The sequence below is a fragment of the Arthrobacter glycogeni genome (genome assembly GCF_054511155.1).
This window is the reverse complement of sequence record NZ_JBTNDE010000005.1, coordinates 151,809-176,972: the sequence shown is the minus strand read 5'-3', so window position 1 is coordinate 176,972 and position 25,164 is coordinate 151,809. Positions and strand designations below refer to the sequence as shown.

Genomic DNA, 25,164 nt, shown 5'->3' with positions numbered 1-25,164 from the left:
CTCGGGACATGCGCAAAGACTTCAGCAGGGACGACACCTCGGCGCGGGACTTTTACCGTCTGCTCACCGCGACTGTGGTGCCGCGACCTATCGCCTGGGTGTCATCCCGGTCGGCGGCGGGCGGCGATAACCTAGCCCCGCACTCGTTTTTCACTGTCGCGTCGGTGCACCCACCGATCATCGCCTTCACGTCGGTGGGCCGGAAGGATACGCTGCGCAACATTGAGGAGACCGGCGAGTTTGTGGTGAACCTCGCGCCTGAGCAGCTGTTGGAGCAGGTCAACGCGACGGGCACCAACTTCGCCCGGGAGGTGAGCGAGTTCGACGCCGCGGGCCTGACCCGCGAGCCGAGCCGCACTGTCGCGGTACCGCGGGTTCTCGAATCCCCCGTCGCCCTTGAGTGCACTCTGCATGTGGTGCAGCCCATCGGCGACTGCTTCGTGGTCTTTGGTGAGGTAACCCATGCCGCAATAGCCGAAGAAGCCCTCGAGGGTACCGATCCGCTGATGGAACGTCTTAAGCCCCTGTCACGGCTAGGCCGCGACGAGTGGGGCACCACGGGTCAGGTGCAGAGCATTCAACGCATTCCCGTTGATGAATGGCCAGGACACTTCCGCGGCTGAAGTGGTACCGCGGAAGCGCCATGACCAGGCCGTAGGGCCGTGGGCTGGGCTATCCGATACCTAGCTGAACGAAGACGAACCACACGGCAACCGGCACGATACCGATCATCGCGATCGCCCAAAGCAGCAGCGCCCTGAAGAACATCCGCTCATCCTTGGGCTGCGCACTGGCCATCAGGAGGGCACCGCTGGTGGACATGGGACTCACATCCACGACCGATGAGCTGATGGAAATGGCTGTGACGACGCCGATCGGGGTCAGCAGCGGATCCATCGCAATAGGGATAACCACCGGGCTGATTACCCCGAGGGTGCCGGTCGTGGAGGCGAAGGCCGACACGAGTGCCACCACGTAGCCGGTCACCAGGGCAGCGATCGAGCCGTTGCCGAGGCTTTCAATCCCCGCCTGCAACTCGTCGAGCGCACCCATGGCCTCGAGCATCCCCACATAGGTCACAATGCCTGTAACCAGGATGATGGCACTCCACGGCATGCTCTCCACAGCCGGTTTCTGGACTCCCGAGTTGATGGCAATCAGCACGAGGGCGATGGCCAGGGAGGCGACACCGACGTCGATTGCGAAGACCGTGGTCAACACCAGCAGGGCCACCAGCGCCAGCAGGGTGACCACCCGCATGGGGGTTACCTCCACCTTGGTGATCGGTTCAGCAACGGTCCGGGTGGCGGTCAGCGTGCCCCCGGTGCCTGAACTGCTGTCGACGCCGGGAGCGCCCTCGTTCGCGGTCCCGGCTGAAGCTGCGGACCCATCAGCGCTGGGTTCGGCGTCGCGCTTTGCCGCACGGCGGTTCACAATTCCCTGAACAATGAAATAGGCGAGTGCCGCGAGGAGGGCATTGAAGAGGAAGCAGTAAAGGTAAAGCTTCCAGGAGTCGCTAGAGGCTCCAGCGCCGTCGAGCATCTGGTTGGAGAGGACACCAAAGGGGTTGACCGGCGAGAAGGCTCCGGCGTTGGCACCCTGCACCACCACCAGCCCCATGGCCAGCGCGCTGATGCCGAACCGCGCGCCCAGCGCCAGCGCAACCGGCGCCACGATGGCGATTGCCGCGGGAGTGAACGCCCCGGCGGACGCCAGCACCGCGGTGAGCAGGAACATCAGGATGGGAACCAGAAGCCGACGGTCACCGGCCAGGCGTTCACACCAGTACGCCATGAGGTCAATGGTCCCGTTGACCCGGACAATCGCAAACAGCAGGGTGGCGCCCACCAGGATGAAGAATAGTCCGGAGGGGAAGGCACCGATGACGTCGGCGATGGGGAGTCCGGCAAGTGTGGTCCCGACGACGAACGCCGCGACCAACGCGATCAAGCCGGCGTTGACCTTGGTGAAGGAGCCCCAAGCGAACGCTCCGATCAGGACGAGGAACGCGATAATTGACGGTGTCATGGCCGCTTCCTAATTCTGCGCCGACACGAGGTCGCCCGCGAGGAGGCGCCCGGCCCCGGTGATGGCCGGGGTGTGCCCCAGCGACTTGAGAATTTCGTAAGCGGTAGCGACGGCGGCGGTAATCACCGGAACACCGAGCAGGTCTTCGGCGGTTTGCACCGCTGCCAGCGACGGCATCTGGACACAGGCCGACAGGATGACCGCGTCCACCCCGTCGCGGTTGAGCTTTTCGGCGATCCCCGGCAACTGCTGAGGGTCCAGCCGCCCCACCTCCAGGTTGTTGTCGACTGAAAGGCTCACCGAGTCCACCACCTCGATGCCAGCGCCCTCGATGTACTCGGATACCAGCTGGGTGAGGGCGGGAACATAGGGGGTGACCATGGTGATGCGCTTTGCGCCCATCTCCTGCAACGTCCGCACCAGGGCGCCTGCGCTGCTGGTGACCTCGGCGGGGTGCCCGTTACTTTCCGCGGCCTGGGCGATGGTCGCCTCGGACTCGACGTGGGCGTTGGGGCCCTGCGCCATGACGGCCACCAGGCAGGCGTAGGCGATCACGTCGACGTCGGCGTCCGAGACTGCCTCGGCACAGTCGGCGGCCTTTCCCACCATCGCGGCGAGTTCCTCGCGATTAACCTTCTTCATACCGGCGCGGGCGGAGTGGAACGTGTAGCGGTGGCCGGTCGCTTCGGACTGTCGACGGAAGAGCTCGGGAAGTTCGGTTTCCATCGTGGTGTTGGAGCTCGGGACGATCAGCCCGATCCGGGAGGAGCCCTGCGAGGCGGCAGCGGGGGAGGTTTCGCAATATTCGGCGGGGGAAGCCATGTCTGTCCTTCACTTCGTTGTGGTGACAATCAAACTCACTTCGTGAGTTCCCAACCCATATTGTGGGTTTAAGTGAGGATTGTCAAGGAAAATGTTGTAGACCGCCGCGTCCCACTAAGCTGGCACGGACCCTGAATACGCCAAGACTGACGATGTGAGGACGGCACTAGTGACAGCCGAACAGGCCAGCGGTGCGGCACCCATTCTGGTATTGCGCAAGGTCAGCCAAATCCTTGATTGCTTCACCCCCGACAACCCCGAGCCCACGCTGCAGCAGCTGGCCCGCGGGACCGGCCTACCCTCGAGTACTTGCCAACGCCTGGTGCAGAACATGGTCCGGGAGGGCTACCTGGATCGCGACGGCGACCGCTACCGGATCGGCATCCGCCTGGTCCGCTGGGCCAGCACCGGAACCTCGGGAATGGATCTGGTGCAGCTGGTCAAGCCCATCCTGCAGGATCTGCGCGACGAGACAGGCGAGACGGCCTGCCTTTACGTCCGCGACGGCGCCTTCCGCACCATCGTTGCCGTCGCGGAAACCCGCCACGTGGTGATCCGACCCTTCGCCGTCGGGATGGTTATGCCCATCCACGCCGGTGCGCCCGGCAAGATCTTCCTCGCCTACGACCCCGACGCCCGCTCGGCCCTCAACGAAGACCACCTGACCCAATTCACCGCAAGCACCCCCGCCAGCCTGGCGGTCCTCGACCGACAGGTGGAGCTGACCCGAGCGAAAGGGTACTTCGCCGCCTTCGGCGAACGCCACGGCGATGTAGGGTCCATCGCTGCTCCAGTTTTCCGGCACACCGGGGATCTAGCAGCGGTGCTGGGGCTGGGTTTCCCCACCCAGCGGGTCCGGGTCGACGACGTCGGCCGACTGGGGCCCATCGTCAAGGCCGCGGCTGACCGGGCCAGCCATGCCCTCGGCCAGCCCAGTCCCTAGATCCCGCTGGCCCGGGCAGCACCCCGGCGACGTCAAGTGTGCTTGACATCCGAGCTCGCGGATCGGGCTGTGGCGGGTCACCCGACCGCCGGTGCGGTGATCGCCGTCGGGTTCGGAGCCATTGTGGAAATGGTGCTGGCTCTTCTCCTGCTCACTGAGGTCCTGGTCGGCGCGATCGCCTTCGTGGTGATCAACCGCGAGAACTGACGGCCCAGCAAGATAGTCAGTGCACTTCACAACTATGCCGTTAGGTGCATATTTACAGGCACCATTCAGTAAACTCTCGTAAACTGAGGCCATCCTCGGGTCTAGCAATCCCTCCGTCTGCTGTGGAGCAGAACCCAACGCAGGGACACCTATTGAGTATTGCTACCTCTAGTCGCAGTGTGCGCGTTTCGAAGCCTAACGACATTGTCGCCTCCTATTCCATCCTGCTCAAGCAGGTGCGCAAGGAGGGGCTGCTCAACCGTCGCCGCCGATTCTACGTCTCGGTCTTCGCCGTGCTGGCGCTGACCATGGGCGCAGCCTGGACCGGATTCGCCCTGCTCGGTGACACCTGGTTCCAGCTGCTCATCGCCGCAGTGCTCGGCATCGTCTTTACCCAGCTAGCGTTTCTGGCCCACGAAGCGTCCCACCGGCAGATCTTCAAGACCCGCGGCGCGAACGACTGGTCCGGGCGGATTCTGGCAGCCGGCGTCGTCGGCATCAGCTACCAATGGTGGATGAACAAACACACCCGCCACCACAACGATCCCAACGTGCTGGGCAAGGACCCCGACATCGAGATCGACACCATTTCCTTCATCGAAGAAGACGCCGCGAAAGCCAAGGGCCTCCACGCCTGGATCACCCGCCGCCAGGGCTACCTCTTCTTCCCCCTACTCACCCTCGAGGGACTGAACCTGCACGCCAAATCCATCGGCACCCTGTTCCGCCCCGGAGCCGTCCAGGGCCGCTGGGTTGAACTCGCGCTCCTCGCGGTCCGGTTCGGCGCCTACCTGGGCGTCCTGTTCTGGTTCCTGCCCGTCGGCATGGCGTTTGCCTTCATCGGTGTGCAGATGGCCGTGTTCGGGATCTACATGGGTGCGTCCTTCGCCCCCAACCACAAGGGCATGCCGATCATCCCGAAAAACAGCAAACTCGACTTCTTCCAGAAACAAGTCCTCACCTCACGAAACATCAAAGGCGGATCGTTCGTCAACAACGCCTTCGGCGGGCTGAACTTCCAGATTGAGCACCACCTGTTCCCGGACATGCCACGCCCGCACCTGCGCCAGGCGGCCCTGATCGTCCGCGAGCACTGTGAACGCCTCAAAGTCCCCTACACCGAGGTCGGCGTCGCCGCGTCCTACGGTGCAGTGGTCTCCTACCTCAACCGGGTAGGGCTCGCAGCCCGCGACCCCTTCGACTGCCCCATGGTCAACAGGTACCGGCACCAGTAGCCCCTCCAAAAACTGTCCTGTCGGGTCAGGCGTTCCACAATCCGTAGGAGTCGGCCAGTGAAGAGATCTTCTGTGCGCGGGCAAGCCGGGGCAGGTAAGACCCGTCGCCCACCACCGCTCCGGCGGCATGGGCGCTGAGAAGCTCGTGGGCCCACACAATTTCCGAGGCGCTCGGTGATAGGCCCATGTTGATGGTGTCCGTGGCATCCGGCAGGAGGCACAACTTTCCGGTCATTCCCATGGAAGCCGTCACCTTGCAGGCCTCCAGCAGGGTGTCTCCGAGCGCGCCGACCGTTGGGCCATCGATGGGGCCGGGGAGCTGACCCACCCGGGAGGCCACCACCAGCTTGGAGCGTGCATAGGCCAGAGCCATTGGCTCGTCCGAGGCTCCCGTATCCCGGCGGAAGTCGCCGACGCCGAACGCCAACCGGAAGGTGCCGGGGGCGCTGGCGATCGCCGTGGCGTTTTCGATGCCCAGCGCCGATTCGACCAGCGCGAGCACCGGGGTACCGGCCTGGAGCCGCATCGCGGTGTGGGTGACCTGTTCAGGCTTCTCGGTCATGGCCAGCATGACGCCGCGCAGCCCCGGAGCTTTGGAGAGTGCCGCCAGGTCATCAGCCCAGAAGTCGGTTTCGATCCCGTTGACCCTGACCCACGCGGTCATTCCGGTGGACAGCGCTTCGACCACACGCTCGCGCGCCTCCGCCTTGCCATCGGCCGGCACCGCATCTTCCATATCGAACACCACCGAGTCCGCCTCGGATGTCAGGGCGGGCGCAAAGTTGGCCTCGGATGCCGCGGAGGCAAGGAGCCAGGAGCGGGAAAGCTTGGCGGGGAGCGCAGCAGCGCGGCTGTTTCGTAAAGAACCCATACCAGAACACTACTGAACCGTTCCAGCCATATTCCACCGCAGCACCGCAGGCGTCGCAAACACTACGAACAAAAGCTTTGGTGAATCCGGCAGTTACTGAACGTGCCTGAGGGTCAGCCCCAAATGGGCGGCGATTTCCCGCCCCACCTGCTGGAGCAGGGTTGCGGCGTTAGCGATGCACAGGTCGACGTCGGGCTCCAGATCGGTCAGCGTGAAGGTGCGCTCGAATCCGGCGGCCACTAATTGCTCGGGGGCCAGCACGGTCCTGCCGCACACTGCAATAGCCCTGACGTGCGCCGCCGCGGCGGCATTCGCTACCCCCAGCGGGGTCTTCCCGCCGAGGCTTTGTTCATCAAGGCTTCCCTCACCGGTGATCACCAGGTCGGCGTCGCGCAGCTTTCCGGCCAACCCGGTCAGCTCCAGTACGACGTCGATTCCCGGCCGTCGCCGCGCGTTCAGGACGGCGAGCGCCGCGAACCCGACGCCTCCCGCCGCACCGGCGCCTGGGGCGATGGCCGCTTCATTAACTGCCGGACCCGCCGCTGCGCCAAGAACGCTGACGAATCGGGCCAGGGCCGCATCGAGTTCCTCGACATCAGCAGCCGTAGCACCCTTCTGCGGGCCGAACACTGCAGCCGCACCAGTGAGGCCCAGCAGAGGGTTGTCGACGTCGGAGGCCAGGGTAAGCGTGACGGCAGACAGTCGCGGGTCCAGGCCGGTCAGGTCGATCCGGGCGAGCGCCGCCAGCGATGCACCGCCGGGCGGCAGATCGCCGCCGTCGTCGTCAAGCAGCTTCGCCCCCAAGCCTTCAAGCACGCCCGCCCCACCGTCGGTGCTGGCGCTGCCGCCCACTCCGAGGACAATTTCTGTACAGCCACGGTCGAGGGCGAACCTGATGAGGTCCCCGGTCCCGCGGCTGGTGGCGCCGCGGGCATCGAGGATGCCGCCGGGTAGCACTGCGAGGCCAGACGCGAGGGCCATTTCGATCACTGCCTGCGTGCCGCGGATCGCGATGGGCGCTTCCAGCGGCTCACCGGTTGGCCCAGTCACTGTCGTGACGTGGAGGGAGAAGCCTGCGGCGACAGCAGCGTCGAGAGTCCCTTCTCCGCCGTCGGCCGCTGGCGCCTGCTCGATGGTGAGGACTGTGTCCGGTCCCGCGGCGTCGCGCAATCCGGCGGCTACCGCATCGGCAACCTCGGGGGCGGAGAGCGAACCCTTGAACTTGTCGGGTGCAATGACTATGCGCATACGGCCATTACATCATTGGTGATGTGGACAACGCAGAGACCAACCAGGTCGCGATCGGTTCTGTGCAGGGTAGAAAACCGGACCCGCCCGTTCGTTCGGAGGGAGAACACCGGCAAAGGAACAAATCGGTTGATGTATGTGTTTGCATGTATATACTGGCGTCCCGCGCTGGTTTAATCGAGGAGGAACTCATGACCGCACACACCGAAGGGCTCCATCACGTCACCGCAATCGCGGGCGACCCCCAAAAGAACATTGACTTCTACATCAAGGGCCTTGGCCTGCGATTGGTCAAAAAGACGGTGAACTTCGACGATCCCGGCACCTATCACCTCTACTATGGCGACGAGGCTGGCCGCCCCGGCTCCCTCCTGACCTTCTTCCCCTGGCAGGGCGTCCGTAGCGGTCGGGTGGGCAGCGGGCAGTCGACCACGACCGCGTTCTCCGTTCCGCAGGGAAGCCTCGGCTGGTGGCAGGAACACTTCAAGGCAATCGGCGTCGACTCGAGCGTTGCCCGCGCCTCCTCCGAGGAAGAGCGCCTGTCGCTGCGCGATCCCGACGGCCTGCAGATCGACCTGGTGGCATCGTCGCTCGCGGACCCACGGAACCCGTGGGATTCAGCGTCGGTTCCGGCTGACTATGCTGTCCGCGGGCAGCACTCGTCGGTGCTTACCGTCGAGGACCCCACTGCGAGCCTCGAAACATTCACCCGTGACCTGGGCATGAACATCCTGAGCGAAACCGACGGCAGGTACCGCCTCAGCACCCACGCCGGCGAGCCGGGCACCGTCGTCGACATCGTCACCGACCGAGGCGGCGAACCCGGCCTGGTGGCTGGCGGAACGGTCCACCACATCGCCTTCCGGGTGCCCGACCAGGCTACCCAGGAGCTGTGGCGCCTGGAACTGGCGGAGCGCGGCTACGCCGTCACCGCCATCCTCGATCGTCAGTACTTCACATCCATCTACTTCAGGGAGCCGGGCGGCACCCTACTCGAAATCGCCACTGACACGCCGGGGTTCGATATCGACGAACCGTTGCTCGAACTGGGTCGCTCACTGAAGCTCCCACCATGGCTCGAACCCAACCGGGATGCCATCTCGCACGCGGTCGCGAAGATCAGTGTGCCCGATGAGAACAACCCGTCCATCGCCACCTTTCTGAGCTAGGGGACCGGATGACCAACGTTCAGCATTGGCCACACCTCTTTGACGCGGGAACGCCGGACAGTCCGGTGCTGCTCCTGCTCCACGGCACGGGTGGGACCGAGCACGACCTGCTCCCGCTGGCCCAGCGCCTCGCCCCCGGCGCTGGCTCCCTCTCGCCCCGCGGCCCGGTGCAGGAGCACGGCATGAACCGCTGGTTCCGGCGGTTCGGCGAGGGCCAGTTCGACGTCGACGACGTCGTCCGCCGCGCGGGCGACCTCGCCGACTTTATCAATTGGGCGCGGGACCATCACGGCCTGGGCGACCGGAAGGTCATTGCCGTGGGGTTCTCCAACGGAGCGAATATCGCTCTGGGTACCGTGCTGCTGCATCCCCGGGTTCTGACCGACGTCGTCGCCTTCTCCGGAATGTACCCGCTCGGTGACCGGACGATCGACGATGACCTGGCGGGCACCGCCGTCGCGCTCTTCAACGGGGACGCGGATGCGATGGCACCACTGGAGAGTGTCACGCGGCTGAAGTCAGTGCTGGACAGCGCGGGGTCCGAGGTCAGTCAGTTTGTCCGGGAGGGTGGACATGGAGTGCACCCCGCCGAGGTGGACGGCGCGGCGGCCTGGATCGGCTCCCGCACCGTCACTGCCACTCCCTGACTCCCGCCCCTCCGGCCAACACCCCAATCGAGTCAGCGTCACCGTGGATCGAGTGGTCCCCCTTGTCAGCACCGCAGCCCGGACATAGCATCCAGTAATGGACCCCGTTGAATACACGCCAACCCGCGATCAGCTTGTCTATACTTTCGGGGGCGCCGCGCCGGTCCTGACCGTACAGCCGGGCACAGTCATGAAGCTGTGGTCCGAGGACGCATTCAACCACGCGCTGACCAGCGTCGATGACCTGTCGAGCGAGAAGGTTGACCTCCGGTTCGTCAACCCGCAGACCGGTCCGTTCTACGTGGCCGGAGCGGAACCCGGTGACACGCTGGCGATCCACATTGTTGACCTCACTCCGGCCCGGTCGTGGGGTGCATCGGCCACCATTCCATTCTTCGGCGGACTGACCAGCACCGATCGGACTGCATTCCTGCAGGAACCGCTACCGGACACCACCTGGATCTACCATGTCGACACGGCGCGGCGAACCGTAGGTTTCCAGGCCCGACACAGCGATTTCGAGGTGGCGTTGCCCCTTGAGCCGATGCTTGGCACCATCGGGGTTGCTCCGCCGGGCGGCGAAGTGCGATCGTCCCTGGTCCCCGAGCGATTTGGCGGAAACATGGACTCGCCCGAAGTCAAAGCAGGGACCACCGTCTATCTGGGGGTCAACGTCGAGGGCGCATTGTTCTCGATCGGAGACGGCCATTACCGGCAGGGTGAGGGCGAGGCCTGCGGTACCGCGGTCGAAGGCGCCATGAACTCCACCATCATTGTTGAACTGATCAAGGGCGGTGCGCCAGCCTGGCCCAGACTGGAAAGCGATACCCACTGGATGACCGTTGGCTCCTCCCGTCCAATGGAGGATTCCTGGCGGATCGGCCAGGTGGAAATGGTCAGGTGGTTCGAGGAACTATTTGGCCTGCATCAGATGGATGCCTATCAGCTCCTCACCCAGACAGCGCTGGCACCAATCGCCAATGCCGTCGATGCCAACTACAGCGTGGTCATCAAAACAGCCAAAAAGCTGTTCCCCCGAGTCCATGCCTTTGACGGAATACACGATGAGCTGCGGCGCCGCGGCTCGAAACTTTAGGAGAAAACCATGGACCTACAGCTCAGCGGCCGCACCGTCCTGGTGACCGGCGGGACCAAAGGCATCGGCCGCGCCATCGTCGAGACCTTCGCCGCGGAGGGCGCCAACGTGGGCTTCTGCGCGCGGAACGCCGCCGAAGTCGACGCCACTGAGACGGCCCTCGCTGGCAGTACCGGCCGCGTTTCGGGGACCACCATGGACATGGGCGACGCCGACGCCGTGGCCCGCTGGGTTTCCGATGCGGCCTCGATGTTCGGTGGAATCGACATCCTGGTCAGTAATGTGAGCGCACTGGCCATCCCGGACACCGATGAATCCTGGGAAGCATCCCTCCGGGTGGATTTGATGGGAACGGTCCGACTGGTCAAAGCCGCGCTGCCGCACCTTGAGCGAAGCAAGGCGGCGTCGATCATCGCCATCTCAAGCGTTTCTGGTCGCGAAGTGGACTTCGCGTCCGGCCCGTACGGAACGGTGAAGTCCGCGCTTATCGCCTACGTGGCGGGTCTGGCGTTCCAGCTCGCCGAGAAAGGCATCCGCGCCAACACGGTGTCCCCCGGCAATACCTTCCATGAGGGCGGTGTGTGGCAGAGCATCGAACAGGGAAATCCCGAGCTGTACAACATGGCGATGGGGCTAAACCCGACACATCGGATGGGGACGCCGCAGGAGGTAGCCGATACTGTCGTGTTCGTGGCGAGCCCACGATCCAGCCGGACCACCGGTGCCAATATCCTGGTGGACGGCGGCCTGACGCGGGGGATCCAGTTCTGACGTGCCGCCCCATTGGTCACAGGATAGCGGCGTGGCCGCAGTGCAGTGGTTGCCCCACCTCTCGTCTGCGGCCCCGCCACTATCGCAGGACCTAAAGGAACAGGTCCGCGTAGACCCGTAAGGCCGCCCGCACAAACTCGGCGCCGCTTTGGCCCCCATAGTTTCTTCCAAAACGGGGATCGGCCACGTACATGTCGCCGAGGCCCAGCACATACTCCTTCGATAGCTTCCCGCCGGACCGTGGGACGCCGGGGGCCTGGCACAACCATGCAATGTGCCGGGCCGCCAACGTCTGAGCCTGGGCGCCGTCTGGCGCTGATCCGCCAGCCGCAGCCTTGACCCAATCAGCCCCGAGGTCGGCTGAATGTTCAGCAAACGTAGCCTTCTCAACGTCGGACCTCGACCGCCACCAGGCGTCACCCTGGGCGTAAGCGTCCTTCCCCCAGCGGTCCTCCACCTCGTATTTGTACTGCGTGTGGTTGAAACCGTTGAACATCTTCTCTGCCATGAGTTCTTCACCTCCCTCCAACCGATTGACTGTGTCTTCGACCGACGCGATCTGCCGCGCCAGCCGGTTCTGCTCCCGCCGTAACCACTCAAGGTGGTGCTGCAGTGCGGTAGCTGGTCTGGCCTCGCCGTGGAGCACCGCGGCGATCGCCGGCAGACCCAGGCCCAACTCCCTGAGCAGCAAGATACGTTGCAAACGCACCAAGGCGCCGTCGTCGTAATAGCGCCTTCCGTTGCTGCCCACCCGGGACGGTTCCAGCAGCCCGACGTCCCCATAATGGCGAAGCGTCCGGCTGGTGGTGCCTGCCAGTCGAGCAATTTCCTGAATGGGCCAGTCCACCGCATCTCTTTCCTGTTGACACCTGCAACGTTAGTAGTTGACGCGGCGTCAATGTCAAGAACAGGAGTAGGAAGCACGCTGTAACTACCCAAAGCGAAGCGTGTGGCTGTCCGTCGCCCTTGCCGCACGAGTCGACCACGGGGTCATCCTCAGGACCGGATGGAAAGGTGGACCACGGTCTGGTCACCCTCCGCCAGTCCAACAGCCCGCCTGATCGCCGCCTTCACCGCACTACATAGCTTTGCTCCTGCGGAAAGAGTGACGTCTCCCAGATACTGCCGCCAATGCTGACGGTGACCGGGATCATTCCCCAGCCACGACTCCCCGAACTTGAGTTTTCCCGCAGCATCAGGCTCTCACCCGGTGGAACAGTGATGAAGTACCAGGAAGCGGGGCCCATCCACCGCCAGAGCGTTCCCGCAAATTCCAGTTCCACCGTCATTCCACAAGTGACCCGCCCGACCCCTCACCAACTAGCCAGGGCTCCGCAGGTAGTCCAGTTGCGCCGCCACCGATGCCTCGGCAGCCCGACGGACTGACGAGTCGACGTCAGCGTAGACCAGGTCTGCAACATCCTGCACCGCTGCGTCGGCTCCAAGCTGGGCGAGCGCAGCACGAATCTGGCCCAGGCGCTCATGCCGGTGCTGACGGTAGACGAGTGAGATAGCCGCCAGATCCGGCAGCATCGGCCCGTGGGCGGGTAGCACCGACGCCGGGCCCAGGGCGCTGAGCTTCTCCAATGAGTCGAGATAGGGGCCGAGGCGTCCGTCCGGGTAATCAATAATCGTGGTGCCGCGGCCCAAAATCGTGTCGCCTGTGAGCACGGAACCGGTGTCGCCGTCGTCGGGCAGGTGGAAACACACCGAATCCGAGGTGTGCCCAGGGGTGGCAAGAACCCTGATGCTGACCCCCGCCGCGTTGATTTCCTCGCCGTCGGTCAAAGGGTCTCCGCCGTGGCAGTGGGCGGGGTCCATCGCCCGCACCGGCGCACCGGTCAGCTGGTGGAAGCGCTCACTGGCCTCGGTGTGGTCCCGATGTCGGTGGGTGATGAGGACCAGGTCAACTCTCCCGGCACTGGCGAGCCCGGACAGGTGCTCCTCGTCGAGCGGCCCCGGGTCGACGACGACGACTGGGCGTCTGCCCTTGCCTTCCACAAGTGCGGCGAGGACGTAGGAGTTGGTGCCCTCAAGGCTCATCGGGCCCGGGTTGGGCGCGAGCCGGTACCGGGTCAGGAGGCTGCTGACGATCAGGCCGGAGGCAGGGGGGCTGGGCATGCGTCTACCTTAGCGAGGTGTCCCTCCTCTGGTGATGCCCGGGTCCGATAGAGTGCGCTGCATGAGGACATCCCCCAGCGCAGACCCGGCCGTTCCCCGGCTGGCAGTCAGCGTCCTGATGCTGCGCGGAGATCAGATCTTCATTCAGAACCGCTCGCTCACCATGGACTTCGCTGCGGGCGTGGTGGTGTTCCCGGGAGGCCGGGTGGACGACGTCGACCGTGTCACGGCGCGCACCCAACCTGCCCCGGCACGCCTGCTGGCGGCCCACGCGCACTGCTGGGCCAAGACGAGCGTTGCGGGCGGCGACTGGAGCGACCCGACGGTAGCGGCAGGGGTGTTGGTGGCCGCCGCGATCAGGGAGGTGCACGAAGAAACCGGGGCGATGCTGTCCCCCACGGACCTGACACCGTGGGCCAACTGGATCACTCCGACCAGCTACAGCAAGCGTTTCGACACCTTTTTTTACCTGACGGTGCTTGCGCCGACCCTCGATCCACAGCACCGCACCACCGAGGCCGAGTCGTCCCACTGGGCCCCAGTGAAGGACATTCTCGCGCGCGCTGCGGACGGCCGGGTGGAACTCATGCGCCCCACGGAGGCACTGCTGCTGGAGCTCGCCTCGTTGCCGGGGAGTTTACCGTTGGCCCTCGACGCGGTGACGCGAACGCCCCGCCGGATCCTCCCGGTGGGCAGCCTGTAGCCGCGCACCCTGGCCCGCCGCCGTCGACGACTTGGGCCGGAGGCAGTAGTGTCTGGGTCAGGGTCGCCGCCGAAGCGACGCGTCGATGGGGGAGCAGTGAACTGGATCCATACACACAAGCTATTGGCGGGCGGGCTGGGTGCAGCGGTCGTTGGGCTAGCCCTGCTGATCACCGCGGCGATGACAAAGCCGTCCGTCGAGTTTGGCTGGTTCGCCTATGCACCCCTGTCGGACGCGGTGCTGCTACCGGGGCCGACCGCAGGGGAAATTTTCGGACTGGGCCTGGCCGCCCTGGGACTGGTCCTGATCGCCGGGGCCTTCGGCTATTTCCGCGGCAGGCGCACACCATGAGCCCGCTCTCCATCCGGCCGGTCGCCGCCTGGCTCCTTGTCCTCTCAGTGGTGCTGACCCTCGGTGGGGTGTCCCTGCTGTTCGGCGTCACCCCGATCGCACTGCAGCTCCCAAGCCGGGAGACTGACGTAAGCACCGCCTATTCTTCCGACCTTGTCATAGCGCTCGACGGCGAGCCTTCCTTCTCCGATGCCCTCGCCGTGTGCGGCGGTATCGTGTTGCTGGGCGGGCTCATGGTGAGCGCGGCGGCTCTCGGGCTGCGCCTCGGAAAAGAGTCAGCAGATGACAGGTGAGGCGAAGCGGTCCGGGATCAGCGGACCCCCCTCTGTCCTGCTGGTCGGTATTGGTTTGCTCATCGTGGGAGTGCTGATCGCTGTCGGGTCGGGACTTGTCTCAGCCGGGCTCGGCTTTCCTACTGGTATCGTTCACACCCCCTTCGGCACCGGAGCCTCCGGCCAGCCGCTGGGGATTGCGTTGCTGGTCAGCGGAATCGCTGTCGGCGCGGGAGTGCTGGGCTACCTGATCGGTGCCCGGCGCCGGTGAACGCTCGGCTAGCAAGGGGAAGACTGCCAACGATTCGCCTTAGCTGGAACCCGTGATCAACGGGATAGTGCGTGCGCAGGGACACAGAATTTGGGACACGTTCTGGACAGGTGGAATCTCCAACCCATTGGAGTCTTCCCGCGGTTTCGCCCTTATCGCTGCGATCTGTAGTTTGCTGCACCTCGACTACGTCGTTCTGAGATACCGACCGCAACAGCGACCAAAGGCAACGGGATCGTTGGCTGAGACGCGGTTCCCCTCGGGTCAGCTGGTCCTTTTCGGGTTTGAGCTAGCATCGCAACATGGACTGTTTCGCGAGCTGGCGCACGCGTCACTGAGGGTGCGGCTTCGGCCGTCGTTTCACTCCCCGCCGAAGACATGGCGGGGAGCCCTTTAACGTCCTCACGGAAGAGAAACAACCATGCACCTCCGCGACTGCACAACGTCCGACATCCCCGCTCTCATAGACCTTACGATCACCACCTTCCGGCCACTCTTCACCGGCTCACTCATCGAACTCCGTCCTGAAGTGACTAAGCACGACCACAGCCGATGGGAGGACGACTACCGCTCGGAGGTCCCTTCACTGTTCGCGCCGGACGAGGATCGCTTCATCACGCTGGCAGAAGAGGACGGGCAGATACTCGGCTACGTCGGCTGGAACGTCACGAACAAGACGTCGGGCAGACTCGAGATGGTTGCCGTACACCCCGACGCTCGCCGTCAAGGTGTTGCACGACTCCTTTGCAGGTCTGCAGTCACGCGACTGCAGACCTGCGGCGTAACCGTCGTGCACATCGGAACAGGTGGCGACGCGTTCCATGCGCCAGCACGAGCGCTATATGAGTCCCTGGGCTTCATTCCGTATCCCACGGTCGACTACGCTCTAGCGATCTAGCCCGCGAGGAGGGCCAGCGACACCTGGTCCTCCTCGCTCCTCCGCCGGAAGCCCCCTTCGACACACGTAGTGTCCAACGGCCGACCGCTTCCAAGAGACTCGATAGAGATGTTGCGTTGAAGTTCACCCTTGCGCAGCGCATCGTTAAGAGCCGCTACTGCGATGCATTGGGGTCGATTGCAGACTTATGCATCAGATGTGCGCGGAGTTCCAGAGATCACTCTTCACATCGGGCACCAGCCGATTCTTTCCGCCACTGAAGAACGTCTCGCGAACAATCGATATCGGGCATGCCGACAATTGTGTCCGATTCTCGCCAGACGAGGAGTATCTGACTCTGCTGTGATGGATTTATGACTTCCAAACAGAACGTTGTCCCCCTCGCTCACCAGGAAACGACGCCACGCGCATTGAGGAATCTGTGCTTGACGAGAGACCTTGTTCTTCCAAATGCCTGGGATGCAGCATCGGTAATCTGTCTGGCACGAGCCGGAGCGCCCGCCATCGCGACCACAAGCGCGGGGATTGCTTGGGCGGCCGCGTGCACGATGGCGGTGTGGTTGGGTCCGATGACGCTCGACGATACGCGAATGACGTTCCCTCGCGAGTCATCCTGATTGACAGTCAGCGTTGGGTCGCACTCATGATCGAGTATCGGATCGGTCCGCAGGTCAAGGAGAGCCAATAGTTGGTCGCTGTGGACGATGCCCTCCTCGGCTGAGGGCAAGTACCGTCGCTTCTCCGTCTGCACTGCCTGCGCAGACATCGAGAACCGGCCTCAAGTCTGTGGATCATTCGTACAAGCACAGCTACACGATCTGACGATGCGTAAAAGGATCGATTTATTTTTCAGATGTTTTAGGAGGCGCCCTCGGCTCCCGCGGGAATCCGAGATCGCCCGAATTGACCGGCTAGTCTGGCTGCAGTGTTACCTGGTTCATATCTGTGACAGCCACTCAGCTTTCCGCGGCTGCCACCCCAGTGTCTACGGTGATGAAGTGCAGCGGGCCCTGGATGGGCTGGCACTGGATTTGGATGCGCCCGCATGTTGGGAGGTATGGCTGCGCGCCACTGCCTCTGCATGGGCTTCGAAACCGGTCTGGTTCCACGGTGACGTTGCGGTCGGGAATCTTCTGACACGGGACGGTCGCTTGTCCGCCCTGATCGACTTTGGTACCTGCGGAATCGGAGACCCCGCTTGTGACCTCGTCATGGCGTGGACCTATTTCTCCCCTGAGGAGCGGCAAATTTTTCGCAATTCCGTCGGCCTCGACGCCGATGCCTGGCACCGCGCCCGCGGCTGGGCACTGTGGAAAGCACTCATCACCATGGCGTCCGGCACGGATTCCAATCGCGACGGTATCCGGCACCGCACCCTCGTGCAGGTTCTGGCTGACCCAGTGGTCTAGGGACTCACCTACCCGCGCGTGTGGGTGAGCGTGGACCATCGGTTGATGATGAGGATTCAGTGTGATGGACCGTCGACGCTGGACTATTCGCGGGCAGCGGTGACGGTGTGCTCGGTCCGAGTCTGACGCGGGCGGCCGACAAAACTCAGATCGAATTCTCAGGAAACGAGAGTACCGTTCGGATACACCCGTTCTGATTGCGGCGCAAGCTGATCAAGGGAGATGGACCATGAACCGTACGTGGCGAAACTGGATGCCAGCCGTGGCGATCACCGGCGTACTCGGAGCCGGGGCTCTGGTGGTCCCCCTGACCGCCAACGCTGCGGTGGATCTCCCTGATCTGAGCGCGGCTGAGGTGCTCGAACTCGCCGCAGGTCACTCGGTCGATGCGCTCTCCGGTACCATCGAGCAGACCTCCGACCTCGGGCTCCCCGATCTGTCCCTGATCAGCGGTGCGGGCGGCGGCGCGGGCGTCAGTCCAGCGCCCGGGACAGAGACCGACGGCGCAGCAGCGACCCCCGAAAGCGCGGTCCTCGAGCTGCTTACCGCGCCCCACACGGCTCGGATCTTCCTCGATGGACCGTCGCAGGCCCGCGTGCAGGTACTCGACGACATGGCCGAACGCAACATCATCCTCAACGGCGGCGATCTGTGGCTCTACGACTCGGAGGAAAATTCGGTAGTCCATGCCACCGTTCCGGAGCACAAACAGGGATCCACGCACCTCTCCGACGTCCCGACGCCGGATCGGCTCGCCGCGCTCTTCCTGGAAAAGGCCGACCCATCCACCGACGTGTCGGTTGGGCCAGCCCGTATGGTCGCCGGTCGGGCGGCCTATCAACTGATCCTGACTCCCCGCGCTGAGGAGACCCTCGTCGGTTCGATCACCATCGACGTCGACGCCGAAACGGGACTGCCGCTTGCGGTCAGCGTCGCTGCCACCGGCGTCGACGGCCCAGCATTCAGCGCCGCATACACCGAGGTCAGCTTCGAAACACCGCCGGCCGACACCTTCGACTTCACTCCGCCAGCCGGTGCCGCAGTGACCGAGGCGCCGGAAGAGACTGAGTCCTCTGAAAAGACCGGGCATGGAACACCCGGCAAGCACACCGAAGACACAAATTCACCGTCAGACACCGCTTCGCCACCTGACACTGCCGGATCGAAGGAAACCGCTGAACCGACCATCACTGGCACGGGATGGGCGACCGTCATCGAGTTTCCGGCGGGGACCTCCCCCACCGCTGATCCGAACCTGACCGACATGATTGACCAGCTGAGTAGCCCGGTTGACGGCGGCCAGCTGCTCCAAACCCGTCTGCTCAACGTCCTGCTTACTGATGACGGGCGGATTCTGGTCGGATCGGTGCCCGCTGATCGTCTCCAGGCAGTCGCCGACGACGAGTGAGCGACGAAGCGTTACTTGCGGGGCCGGTCGTCCAGACCAGTGGCCTCACCAAACGATTTGGTGGGCAGACCGTCCTGGGCGGCATTGACCTGTCCGTGCCGAGGGGTTCGGTCTTCGGGTTCCTCGGGCCGAACGGGTCCGGCAAGACCACGACCATCCGCATCCTGCTGGGACTGGCCTCCGCAACGTCGGGGGACGTCGAGGTGCTCGGTCGCAGCATCCCCCGGTTCCTCCCCGAGGTGCTCCCCCGAGTGGGAGCCCTCGTCGAGGGTCCCGGCTTCTACCCGTTCCTGTCGGGCCGCGCGAACCTGCACCGCCTCGACGCCGCCGACCGGTTTGTTGACCCGTCGACCCGCCGCGCCCGTACCACCCGGGCACTCGAACGGGTGGGGCTTTCGCAGGCGGCTGACAAGAAGGTGGGGGCCTACTCGCTCGGCATGAAGCAGCGGCTGGGCATCGCCAACGCGCTGCTGACGCACCGCGACCTCATCGTGCTTGACGAACCCACCAACGGGCTGGACCCGCAGGGCACCCGGGAGGTGCGACATTTGGTTCACTCGCTGACCGCCGAAGGCACCACAGTGTTCGTCTCCAGCCATCTACTGGCCGAGGTGGAACAGATCTGCTCCCACGTGGCGGTGCTCCGAGCCGGACACCTGGTGGCCCAGGGCGCGCTCAGCGAGCTGCGCGCCGCCGGGCAGACCCGGGTCGAGGTGCTCACCCCCGACCCGGCGAACTGCCTGCGAGTGCTCGCCGGTCTGGGACTCGAGCCGGAGGAGTCGACGCCCACCCACCACGCCCCGCACGGCCTGGGGTCCGCCGTCACCGCGCCGCTAGCCGACCACCTGCCACCCGAAAGCATCGTCGCCGCTCTGGTCGCCGGTAACGTTCGGGTGACCGGGTTTACCGTTGACCAGGTGGGGCTTGAGGAGCTCTTCGTGTCCCTCACCGGAGAGGGGTTTGACGTTGTCCAATAACGAGCCAATGCCGGGTATTGACCGACGACCCGCATCGGGTGTGGTGTTCGTGGCCTCTGAGCTGGCGGTCCTGTTCCGACGACGGCGTACCTGGGCCCTGCTCCTGGCCCTCGCGGCGATTCCGGTCCTGATTGCCGTGGCCGTCCGGCTGACGTCCGGCCCGCCCTCCGGCCGGGGACCGGCGTTCCTTGATCAAATCACCCAAAACGGTCTGTTCGTCGCCGTCGCAGCCATCACCGTGGCCATTCCGCTTTTCCTGCCTCTGACCGTGGGGGTGGTGGCCGGTGACACCATTGCCGGCGAGGCGAGCACCGGGACGTTGCGCTACCTGCTGGTCGCCCCAGTGGGCCGCGGGCGGCTTCTCGCCGTCAAATTCGCGGGAACGGTGGTTTTCTGTCTGGCCGCGACCCTCGCCGTCGTTCTCGCTGGCACGCTCATCGGCGCAGCGCTCTTCCCGGTGGGACCGGTGACGCTGCTGTCCGGAGACACCGTCAGCATTGGTGAGGCGCTGCTGCGGTCGGCTCTGATCTGCGCCTATGTCACCGTCTCGCTCACCGGGCTGTGTGCTGTGGGCCTGTTCATCTCGACACTCACCGACGTGCCGGTCGGCGCGATGGCGGCCACCGTAGTGGTCTCCGTGGTCTCACAGGTGGTGGGACAGCTCCCCCAGCTGGAGGCACTGCACCCGTGGCTCCTGAGCCAATACTGGTTCGGCTTTGCCGACCTGCTCCGGCAGCCGATCGAGTGGTCGTCGTTCGCGGCGAATGCCCTCCTCCAGTCCGGCTACGTCCTCGTGTTCGGCGCCCTCGCCTACGGCAGGTTCACCTCGCGGGACGTCCTCGCCTGACAGCTGCCAGCAACTCTGGAGATCCGGGAGCCGCCGTCGTCCGCTGCCCGCGCCTTAACCAAACGGAGCGGCGACGGCGACACACGTCACCCTCGCCGCCCTCGCCGGGCAGGTGTTTAGTCGACCAACTCGTAGGCGGGCAGGGTCAGGAAGTCCGTGTACTCCTCAGAGATGCAGATGTCGGCGATCAGGCGGCTCGCGGGCTCGTAGAACCGGGTGAACGCATCCTCGCCCACCTCGCCGCGCAACCGTTCTGTCTCCTCAGCGAGGATGTCGGCAACCAGTTCGGGTGTCGCCGTATTGCCGGTGTCGGAGAGCTCCACCTTGTTGCGGATCTGCTGCCAGACCTGGGAGCGGGAGATTTCGGCCGTCGCCGCGTCCTCCATCAGGTTATGGATGGCCACCGCGCCGTTCCCTGACAGCCAGACCGCGACGTACGCGACGGCGACATAGAGGTTGGCGCGCAGTCCGGCTTCGGTCACCTCGCCGTCGGCCGAAGCGACGTCGAGCAGCTGGGCGGCAGTCACCTCGACCTCGGGGCGCTGCCGGTCAATCTGGTTGGGCCGTTCCCCCAGTATCCCGTCGAAGACCTCACGGCACAGCGGCACCATGTCCGGGTGGGCTACCCAGGAGCCGTCGAAGCCGTCGGTGGCCTCGCGTTCCTTATCAGCCTTCACCTTGGCGAAAGCCTGTTCGGTGATGGCCGGCTCGCGGCGGTTCGGGATGAATGCCGCCATGCCACCCATCGCAAACGCTCCCCGCTGGTGGCAGGTCTTCACCAGAAGTTCGGTGTAGGCCCGCATGAAAGGGGCGGTCATCGAGACACTGGCGCGGTCCGGCAGGACAAAGGCGCTGCCGCCGTCGCGAAAGTATTTGATGATGCTGAACAGGTAGTCCCAGCGGCCGGCGTTCAGGCCCGACGCGTGGTCCTTTAGCTCGAACAGGATTTCATCCATTTCGAAGGCCGCGGGAATGGTTTCGATGAGCACTGTCGCACGGACCGACCCCTGGGGGACTCCAACATAGTCCTGGGCAAAGACGAAGACGTCATTCCACAGCCGCGCCTCCTGGTGGCTTTCGAGCTTCGGCAGGTAGTAGTAGGGGCCGCTGCCGTTCGCCAGCAGGTGTCTGGCGTTGTGGAAGAAGTGCAGCCCAAAGTCCACCAGCGCACCGATGGCCGGTTCGCCGTCGATGGTGATGTTCTTCTCGGGTAGGTGCCAGCCGCGAGGGCGCGCGACGACGACGGCAAGGGGCCCATCGGTGCGCAGGGCGTACTCCTTGCCCTCGGGGGAGGTGTAACGGAGCTGGCCGCGGGCGGCGTCGAAAAGGTTCAGCTGGGCGTCGATGACGTTGTGCCAGGTTGGAGCGCTCGCGTCCTCGAGATCGGCGAGCCAGACCTTGGCACCCGAGTTCAGCGCGTTGATGGCCATTTTGGCCGGCGACGCCGGCCCGGTCATCTCCACGCGGCGATCCTGCAACTGCGGCGGGGCTGCGGCGACGGTCCAATCGCCATCCCGCACGCCCCGGGTCTGCGGGAGGAAGTCCAGCTTGCCGGTGGATGCTGCTTCCTCACGGCGGGCATTGCGCGCGGCGAGCTTTTCATCCCTGGTGCTTCGGAAACGCCGGTGCAGTTCCTCAAGGAACGCTAACGCATCGGGAGTGAGGATGTTGTCCGCCCTATCAGCGGGAAGAGGGTGCCTTGGTTCGATAGTCATGTACTGAGCTCCTGTCGTGTGCACGCCTCAGCGGCAGTGGCCGCTGCTGCGACTGCGATACGGGAAGGTGCAACGTCAACTCTTTCACAACCCGATTTCATATTATGGATATTATTATCTGACAGATGGAATCGCAACCCCTTTTGGATCCTCGATTCCACTAAGCGGAAAGTAGGATAGTGTGAAAAGAGTTTCCGCACCGCAGGTGAAGACTGCCGCCGGAAGCTCAAGAGCGGGGAGTGTCACATGGCTGAAAGAGCGGCTGGCGGCGGAGTGCAGTCCGTCGAGCGGGTCTTCGAACTGCTCGAACTCATCACCGACGCCGGCGGTGAAGTCTCCCTCAGCGAACTCTCCTCCTGCACGGATCTCCCCCTGCCAACCATCCACCGGTTGCTACGAACCCTGGTCGCCAAGGGCTACGCCCGGCAGCTCGCCAACCGTCGCTACGCGCTCGGCCCCCGCCTGATCCGCCTCGGCGAGGGCGCGAACAAGCAGCTCGGCGCCCTGGCCCGTCCGCAGTTGAAGAGCCTGGTGGATAGTCTCGGGGAGACCTCAAACATGGCGGTCCTCGACTCGGACATGGTCATCTACATTGCCCAGGCGCCCTCCCCCCACTCGATGCGCATGTTCACAGAGGTGGGCCGCCGGGCCCACACCCATGACACCGGCGTCGGGAAGGCCATCCTCGCGGGGCTGAGCAATGACGCCGTGCGCAGCATCGTCACCCGTGCCGGCATGCCCACACCCACCGACAAGAGCATCAAGACCATCGACGAGCTGCTGGTCGAGTTGGACCTGATCCGCGAGCGCGGGTACTCGATCGATGAGCAGGAGCAGGAACTCGGGGTCAGATGTTTCGCGATGGCGGTGCCCAACGCTCCGACACCGAGCGCCATCTCGGTCTCCGGCCCGGTCTCCCGCGTCGATGAGCGGTTCGCTGAAAAGGCTGTCCCCCTGCTCCGTGCGGCGGTCCGGTCCATCGCCGATGAGCTGAATGTCACCGTCTAACCTCGACTATTCCATCCCGTCGCCGATTCACGGGGGATGCTGCGCGGAGTATCATCCTCGGCATGACCATCGAAGTGCATCCGGCCACCGCTGACCGGTTCGACGACGTGGCGGTTCTCCTTCGGCCGAAGCGGGAGGATGCCCCCACCTGTTGGTGCCTTGCCTTCCGGCTGTCCTCCGCCGAGTTCAATTCCCTCACCGCTGCCCAGCGACCCGAACGGGTGCGCGCGCTGTGCGGCGGCGACCCCTCGCCCGGAGTCGTTGCCTACAGCGGGGGCGAGCCGGTGGGTTGGTGCGGGGTGGGTCCGCGATCCGCCATGGAACGGCTTGTCCGCTCCCGCACTATCCCAGCCATCGATGACCTCCCGGTCTTCAGCGTGGTCTGCTTTGTCGTCAAGGCGGGTCACCGCCGCCAGGGTATCGGCCACGCGCTCCTCGCCGGGGCGATCGACTATGCACGCTCCAAGGGTGCCCCAGTGCTGGAGGCCTATCCGGTGGACCCCGCTGGCTCCCGCATCAGCCCAACCCTGGCCTTCGTTGGGACGACCGGGATGTTCGAGAGGGCCGGATTTGAGCGCCTCCGCGAGACCGATGCCCGCAGCGGCGGACTCCCCCGGTCGCTGATGCGACTTGATCTTCAGGGTGACCTGCTGGATCCAGGTAAACGCGCACATCCGGCTGCGGCTGGAAGTCCGCCACGACGGCGCCGAGGCCTATCGCCTGCTCACCGGCCTCACCGAGGTCGTCCACACGGATGTCCAGGTGCATAATCATCGGCTGATCGGTGGCTCCGGCTGGCCATACCGGGCGCACATAATTGGTCTCTGTCTGGAAGGACAGCCCGGCGCCGCCGTCGGGTGCGGACAGCATCACCCAGTCCGGTTCCTCGGATCTTCTCTCCCAGCCAAGCAGCCGTCGGTAGAACCCGGCAAGTTCCCGCGCATCAGGGGATCCAGGACCGTGGCCGTCAGAGTGAGCCGCATGCTGCCTTCCTTACTGAATCCTTCGCCCAATCCTCAACGAATCCCTACTCAGAGGTAGTTTAGGCCGGAATCTTTGTAAGGTGGAATATGGATGCCATCGACGCGCTCAACGAAATAGCCTTCTGGCTCGAACGCAAGGCCGCGCCCACCTTCAAGGTCAAGGCCTTCCGCAACGCCGCCGGGACGCTTCACGGCCTCTCCCCCGCTGAGCTTCTGGCCCGGGCGAGGGACGGCCGGCTCAAGAGGATGAAGGGGATCGGTGCCCGCACCTTCGAGGTAGTGACCCAGGCGGTCGGCGGCGCGGTTCCCGACTACCTCGCCGAACTCCGTGAACAATCGGCCGCACCCTTGGCACCAGGCGGCCAGTCCCTGAGGAAGGCGCTGCGCGGTGACCTGCACAGCCACAGCAACTGGTCCGACGGCGGCAGCCCCATCCACCTCATGGTCCAGGCCGCCCAGACGCTCGGCCACCAGTACCTCGCCCTGACTGACCATTCGCCGAACCTCACTGTCGCCAATGGGCTGAGCGCCGGGCGGTTGGAAGAGCAGCTCGAAGTGGTGGAGGTGATCAATGACGACGCGGCTGGGTTCCTGCTGCTCGCCGGGATCGAGGTCGACATCCTCGAAGACGGCACCCTTGACCAGACCGCCGACCTGCTGGGGCGACTCGACGTCGTCGTCGCCAGTGTGCACTCGAAACTGCGCGCTGACCGCTCCACGATGACCCGGCGGATGCTTGGCGGCATCCGGCACCCGGAGACCAACATTTTGGGCCACTGCACCGGTCGCCTGGTGCAGGGAGCCCGCGGTACCCGCCTGCCGTCGGAGTTTGATGCGAACCAGGTTTTTGCTGCGTGCGCCGAGAACAATGTCGCAGTCGAGATCAACTCACGACCGGAGCGCCAGGATCCGCCGGATGACCTGATTCGGCTGGCCCTGGACGCCGGATGCCTTTTCAGTATCGACAGCGACGCGCATGCGCCCGGTCAGCTGGACTTTCTGCAGTACGGAGCAGAACGGGCCGAAGCCAACGGCGTTCCAGCGGATCGCATCATCACTACCTGGCCCGAGGATCGGCTGCTTGGCTGGCTGACCACCGGTTGAGAATCGGTCGGTTCGACGGACCCGCCGGCAGACCGCTCTTGAGGAGGCGGCACCCATGGG

Annotated in this window: 29 protein-coding genes and 1 pseudogene; 21 read left to right on the top strand and 9 right to left on the bottom strand. The window is 64.7% G+C overall.

The genetic code is table 11. From position 1 onward, the window contains the following. Positions 1-8: 8 nt before the first annotated feature. Positions 9-623 carry a flavin reductase family protein gene (locus ACX80O_RS05555; protein WP_459332802.1) on the top strand — a complete coding sequence of 205 codons (615 nt, stop codon included), beginning with the start codon at positions 9-11 and terminating at the stop codon, positions 621-623. A 49-nt stretch (positions 624-672) separates the two neighbouring features. On the opposite strand, the gene ACX80O_RS05550 is transcribed toward ACX80O_RS05555, so the two are convergent. Next, positions 673-2,028 (bottom strand): SLC13 family permease, encoded by a 1,356-nt coding sequence (locus ACX80O_RS05550; protein WP_459332801.1) that lies wholly within the window; start codon positions 2,026-2,028, stop codon positions 673-675. A 9-nt stretch (positions 2,029-2,037) separates the two neighbouring features. Continuing rightward, complete coding sequence (locus ACX80O_RS05545) at positions 2,038-2,850, bottom strand: maleate cis-trans isomerase family protein (protein WP_459307608.1); 813 nt, start codon at positions 2,848-2,850, stop codon at positions 2,038-2,040. 154 nt (positions 2,851-3,004) lie between these two features. On the opposite strand from ACX80O_RS05545, the gene ACX80O_RS05540 reads away from it, so the two are divergent. The 3 genes from ACX80O_RS05540 (at position 3,005) to ACX80O_RS05530 (ending at position 5,235) form a co-directional block, all read left to right on the top strand. Next, complete coding sequence (locus ACX80O_RS05540) at positions 3,005-3,793, top strand: IclR family transcriptional regulator (RefSeq protein ID WP_459332800.1); 789 nt, start codon at positions 3,005-3,007, stop codon at positions 3,791-3,793. A 42-nt stretch (positions 3,794-3,835) separates the two neighbouring features. After that, positions 3,836-4,000: a hypothetical protein gene (locus ACX80O_RS05535; RefSeq protein ID WP_459332799.1), complete on the top strand. Its 165-nt coding sequence runs from the start codon at positions 3,836-3,838 to the stop codon at positions 3,998-4,000. A 179-nt stretch (positions 4,001-4,179) separates the two neighbouring features. Continuing rightward, the gene (locus ACX80O_RS05530) at positions 4,180-5,235 is read left to right on the top strand and encodes a fatty acid desaturase family protein (protein WP_459332798.1); all 1,056 of its coding nucleotides are present in this window, start codon (positions 4,180-4,182) and stop codon (positions 5,233-5,235) included. A gap of 25 nt (positions 5,236-5,260) precedes the next feature. Here ACX80O_RS05530 and ACX80O_RS05525 read toward each other — a convergent pair whose 3' ends face one another. Both ACX80O_RS05525 and ACX80O_RS05520 read right to left on the bottom strand, forming a co-directional pair. Further along, positions 5,261-6,106, bottom strand: coding sequence for an HpcH/HpaI aldolase/citrate lyase family protein (locus ACX80O_RS05525; protein ID WP_459307604.1), 846 nt, complete (start codon positions 6,104-6,106; stop codon positions 5,261-5,263). 93 nt (positions 6,107-6,199) lie between these two features. Further along, positions 6,200-7,354, bottom strand: a complete 1,155-nt coding sequence (locus ACX80O_RS05520; RefSeq protein ID WP_459332797.1) for a glycerate kinase — start codon at positions 7,352-7,354, stop codon at positions 6,200-6,202. A 191-nt stretch (positions 7,355-7,545) separates the two neighbouring features. Here ACX80O_RS05520 and ACX80O_RS05515 point away from each other — a divergent pair, with 191 nt between their 5' ends. The 4 genes from ACX80O_RS05515 (at position 7,546) to ACX80O_RS05500 (ending at position 11,037) form a co-directional block, all read left to right on the top strand. Then, positions 7,546-8,523, top strand: coding sequence for a VOC family protein (locus tag ACX80O_RS05515; RefSeq protein ID WP_459307602.1), 978 nt, complete (start codon positions 7,546-7,548; stop codon positions 8,521-8,523). A gap of 8 nt (positions 8,524-8,531) precedes the next feature. Next, positions 8,532-9,170: an alpha/beta hydrolase gene (locus tag ACX80O_RS05510; RefSeq protein WP_459332796.1), complete on the top strand. Its 639-nt coding sequence runs from the start codon at positions 8,532-8,534 to the stop codon at positions 9,168-9,170. Positions 9,171-9,267: 97 nt separating this feature from the next. Beyond that, complete coding sequence (locus ACX80O_RS05505; RefSeq protein WP_459332795.1) at positions 9,268-10,266, top strand: acetamidase/formamidase family protein; 999 nt, start codon at positions 9,268-9,270, stop codon at positions 10,264-10,266. A 9-nt stretch (positions 10,267-10,275) separates the two neighbouring features. Then, entirely contained in the window at positions 10,276-11,037 is a 762-nt protein-coding gene (locus ACX80O_RS05500; protein WP_459307599.1) for an SDR family NAD(P)-dependent oxidoreductase, read from the top strand. 91 nt (positions 11,038-11,128) lie between these two features. Here ACX80O_RS05500 and ACX80O_RS05495 read toward each other — a convergent pair whose 3' ends face one another. The 3 genes from ACX80O_RS05495 to ACX80O_RS05485 all read right to left on the bottom strand — a co-directional run bounded on the left by ACX80O_RS05495 (position 11,129) and on the right by ACX80O_RS05485 (position 13,158). Further along, complete coding sequence (locus tag ACX80O_RS05495) at positions 11,129-11,884, bottom strand: MerR family transcriptional regulator (protein WP_459332794.1); 756 nt, start codon at positions 11,882-11,884, stop codon at positions 11,129-11,131. A gap of 223 nt (positions 11,885-12,107) precedes the next feature. Beyond that, a complete protein-coding gene (locus tag ACX80O_RS05490) occupies positions 12,108-12,326 on the bottom strand; it encodes a DUF1905 domain-containing protein (RefSeq protein WP_459332793.1) in 219 nt (72 codons plus the stop codon). 31 nt (positions 12,327-12,357) lie between these two features. Then, on the bottom strand, positions 12,358-13,158 hold the full coding sequence (locus ACX80O_RS05485) for an MBL fold metallo-hydrolase (protein WP_459332792.1): 801 nt from the start codon (positions 13,156-13,158) through the stop codon (positions 12,358-12,360). Positions 13,159-13,219: 61 nt separating this feature from the next. On the opposite strand from ACX80O_RS05485, the gene ACX80O_RS05480 reads away from it, so the two are divergent. The 10 genes from ACX80O_RS05480 to ACX80O_RS05435 all read left to right on the top strand — a co-directional run bounded on the left by ACX80O_RS05480 (position 13,220) and on the right by ACX80O_RS05435 (position 20,294). Next, complete coding sequence (locus ACX80O_RS05480; RefSeq protein ID WP_459307595.1) at positions 13,220-13,861, top strand: NUDIX hydrolase; 642 nt, start codon at positions 13,220-13,222, stop codon at positions 13,859-13,861. Positions 13,862-13,957: 96 nt separating this feature from the next. After that, complete coding sequence (locus tag ACX80O_RS05475) at positions 13,958-14,212, top strand: hypothetical protein (protein WP_459307594.1); 255 nt, start codon at positions 13,958-13,960, stop codon at positions 14,210-14,212. Next, on the top strand, positions 14,209-14,505 hold the full coding sequence (locus tag ACX80O_RS05470; RefSeq protein WP_459307593.1) for a hypothetical protein: 297 nt from the start codon (positions 14,209-14,211) through the stop codon (positions 14,503-14,505). Before ACX80O_RS05475 ends, ACX80O_RS05470 begins: the two co-directional genes overlap by 4 nt. Further along, positions 14,495-14,755, top strand: a complete 261-nt coding sequence (locus ACX80O_RS05465; RefSeq protein ID WP_459332791.1) for a hypothetical protein — start codon at positions 14,495-14,497, stop codon at positions 14,753-14,755. Before ACX80O_RS05470 ends, ACX80O_RS05465 begins: the two co-directional genes overlap by 11 nt. A 421-nt stretch (positions 14,756-15,176) precedes the next feature. Beyond that, complete coding sequence (locus tag ACX80O_RS05460) at positions 15,177-15,653, top strand: GNAT family N-acetyltransferase (protein WP_459332790.1); 477 nt, start codon at positions 15,177-15,179, stop codon at positions 15,651-15,653. A gap of 353 nt (positions 15,654-16,006) precedes the next feature. Beyond that, entirely contained in the window at positions 16,007-16,270 is a 264-nt protein-coding gene (locus ACX80O_RS05455; RefSeq protein WP_459307590.1) for an isocitrate lyase/phosphoenolpyruvate mutase family protein, read from the top strand. Between the two features lie 381 nt (positions 16,271-16,651). Next, the gene (locus ACX80O_RS05450) at positions 16,652-17,062 is read left to right on the top strand and encodes a phosphotransferase (protein WP_459332789.1); all 411 of its coding nucleotides are present in this window, start codon (positions 16,652-16,654) and stop codon (positions 17,060-17,062) included. A 229-nt stretch (positions 17,063-17,291) separates the two neighbouring features. Then, positions 17,292-18,470, top strand: coding sequence for a LolA family protein (locus ACX80O_RS05445; RefSeq protein ID WP_459332788.1), 1,179 nt, complete (start codon positions 17,292-17,294; stop codon positions 18,468-18,470). Then, complete coding sequence (locus tag ACX80O_RS05440) at positions 18,467-19,447, top strand: ABC transporter ATP-binding protein (RefSeq protein WP_459332787.1); 981 nt, start codon at positions 18,467-18,469, stop codon at positions 19,445-19,447. The genes ACX80O_RS05445 and ACX80O_RS05440 overlap by 4 nt, the downstream gene beginning before the upstream one ends. A gap of 7 nt (positions 19,448-19,454) precedes the next feature. Then, positions 19,455-20,294: an ABC transporter permease gene (locus ACX80O_RS05435; RefSeq protein WP_459332817.1), complete on the top strand. Its 840-nt coding sequence runs from the start codon at positions 19,455-19,457 to the stop codon at positions 20,292-20,294. A 116-nt stretch (positions 20,295-20,410) separates the two neighbouring features. Here ACX80O_RS05435 and aceB read toward each other — a convergent pair whose 3' ends face one another. Next, positions 20,411-22,009, bottom strand: a complete 1,599-nt coding sequence (gene aceB / locus ACX80O_RS05430; RefSeq protein WP_459332786.1) for a malate synthase A — start codon at positions 22,007-22,009, stop codon at positions 20,411-20,413. A 246-nt stretch (positions 22,010-22,255) separates the two neighbouring features. Between aceB and ACX80O_RS05425 the strand changes: the two genes are divergently transcribed. Continuing rightward, the gene (locus tag ACX80O_RS05425; RefSeq protein WP_459307582.1) at positions 22,256-23,017 is read left to right on the top strand and encodes an IclR family transcriptional regulator; all 762 of its coding nucleotides are present in this window, start codon (positions 22,256-22,258) and stop codon (positions 23,015-23,017) included. Between the two features lie 62 nt (positions 23,018-23,079). Then, a pseudogene (locus ACX80O_RS05420) lies at positions 23,080-23,532 on the top strand (GNAT family N-acetyltransferase); the annotation flags it as partial. Between the two features lies 1 nt (position 23,533). On the opposite strand, the gene ACX80O_RS05415 reads toward ACX80O_RS05420, so the two are convergent. After that, a complete protein-coding gene (locus ACX80O_RS05415; RefSeq protein WP_459332816.1) occupies positions 23,534-23,929 on the bottom strand; it encodes a VOC family protein in 396 nt (131 codons plus the stop codon). A 158-nt stretch (positions 23,930-24,087) separates the two neighbouring features. On the opposite strand from ACX80O_RS05415, the gene ACX80O_RS05410 reads away from it, so the two are divergent. Further along, entirely contained in the window at positions 24,088-25,104 is a 1,017-nt protein-coding gene (locus ACX80O_RS05410) for a PHP domain-containing protein (RefSeq protein ID WP_459332785.1), read from the top strand. The last annotated feature ends 60 nt before the right edge of the window (positions 25,105-25,164 follow it).

Excerpts from the sequence above, each read along its gene's own strand:
- ACX80O_RS05555 (WP_459332802.1), top strand. The coding sequence starts at position 9 with ATGCGCAAAGACTTCAGCAGGGACGACACCTCGGCGCGGGACTTTTAC.
- ACX80O_RS05550 (WP_459332801.1), bottom strand. The coding sequence starts at position 2,028 with ATGACACCGTCAATTATCGCGTTCCTCGTCCTGATCGGAGCGTTCGCT.
- ACX80O_RS05545 (WP_459307608.1), bottom strand. The coding sequence starts at position 2,850 with ATGGCTTCCCCCGCCGAATATTGCGAAACCTCCCCCGCTGCCGCCTCG.
- ACX80O_RS05525 (WP_459307604.1), bottom strand. The coding sequence starts at position 6,106 with ATGGGTTCTTTACGAAACAGCCGCGCTGCTGCGCTCCCCGCCAAGCTT.
- ACX80O_RS05520 (WP_459332797.1), bottom strand. The coding sequence starts at position 7,354 with ATGCGCATAGTCATTGCACCCGACAAGTTCAAGGGTTCGCTCTCCGCC.
- ACX80O_RS05515 (WP_459307602.1), top strand. The coding sequence starts at position 7,546 with ATGACCGCACACACCGAAGGGCTCCATCACGTCACCGCAATCGCGGGC.
- ACX80O_RS05510 (WP_459332796.1), top strand. The coding sequence starts at position 8,532 with ATGACCAACGTTCAGCATTGGCCACACCTCTTTGACGCGGGAACGCCG.
- ACX80O_RS05505 (WP_459332795.1), top strand. The coding sequence starts at position 9,268 with ATGGACCCCGTTGAATACACGCCAACCCGCGATCAGCTTGTCTATACT.
- ACX80O_RS05500 (WP_459307599.1), top strand. The coding sequence starts at position 10,276 with ATGGACCTACAGCTCAGCGGCCGCACCGTCCTGGTGACCGGCGGGACC.
- ACX80O_RS05490 (WP_459332793.1), bottom strand. The coding sequence starts at position 12,326 with ATGACGGTGGAACTGGAATTTGCGGGAACGCTCTGGCGGTGGATGGGC.
- ACX80O_RS05485 (WP_459332792.1), bottom strand. The coding sequence starts at position 13,158 with ATGCCCAGCCCCCCTGCCTCCGGCCTGATCGTCAGCAGCCTCCTGACC.
- ACX80O_RS05480 (WP_459307595.1), top strand. The coding sequence starts at position 13,220 with ATGAGGACATCCCCCAGCGCAGACCCGGCCGTTCCCCGGCTGGCAGTC.
- ACX80O_RS05470 (WP_459307593.1), top strand. The coding sequence starts at position 14,209 with ATGAGCCCGCTCTCCATCCGGCCGGTCGCCGCCTGGCTCCTTGTCCTC.
- ACX80O_RS05465 (WP_459332791.1), top strand. The coding sequence starts at position 14,495 with ATGACAGGTGAGGCGAAGCGGTCCGGGATCAGCGGACCCCCCTCTGTC.
- ACX80O_RS05460 (WP_459332790.1), top strand. The coding sequence starts at position 15,177 with ATGCACCTCCGCGACTGCACAACGTCCGACATCCCCGCTCTCATAGAC.
- ACX80O_RS05455 (WP_459307590.1), top strand. The coding sequence starts at position 16,007 with ATGACTTCCAAACAGAACGTTGTCCCCCTCGCTCACCAGGAAACGACG.
- ACX80O_RS05445 (WP_459332788.1), top strand. The coding sequence starts at position 17,292 with ATGAACCGTACGTGGCGAAACTGGATGCCAGCCGTGGCGATCACCGGC.
- ACX80O_RS05435 (WP_459332817.1), top strand. The coding sequence starts at position 19,455 with ATGCCGGGTATTGACCGACGACCCGCATCGGGTGTGGTGTTCGTGGCC.
- aceB (WP_459332786.1), bottom strand. The coding sequence starts at position 22,009 with ATGACTATCGAACCAAGGCACCCTCTTCCCGCTGATAGGGCGGACAAC.
- ACX80O_RS05425 (WP_459307582.1), top strand. The coding sequence starts at position 22,256 with ATGGCTGAAAGAGCGGCTGGCGGCGGAGTGCAGTCCGTCGAGCGGGTC.
- ACX80O_RS05410 (WP_459332785.1), top strand. The coding sequence starts at position 24,088 with ATGGATGCCATCGACGCGCTCAACGAAATAGCCTTCTGGCTCGAACGC.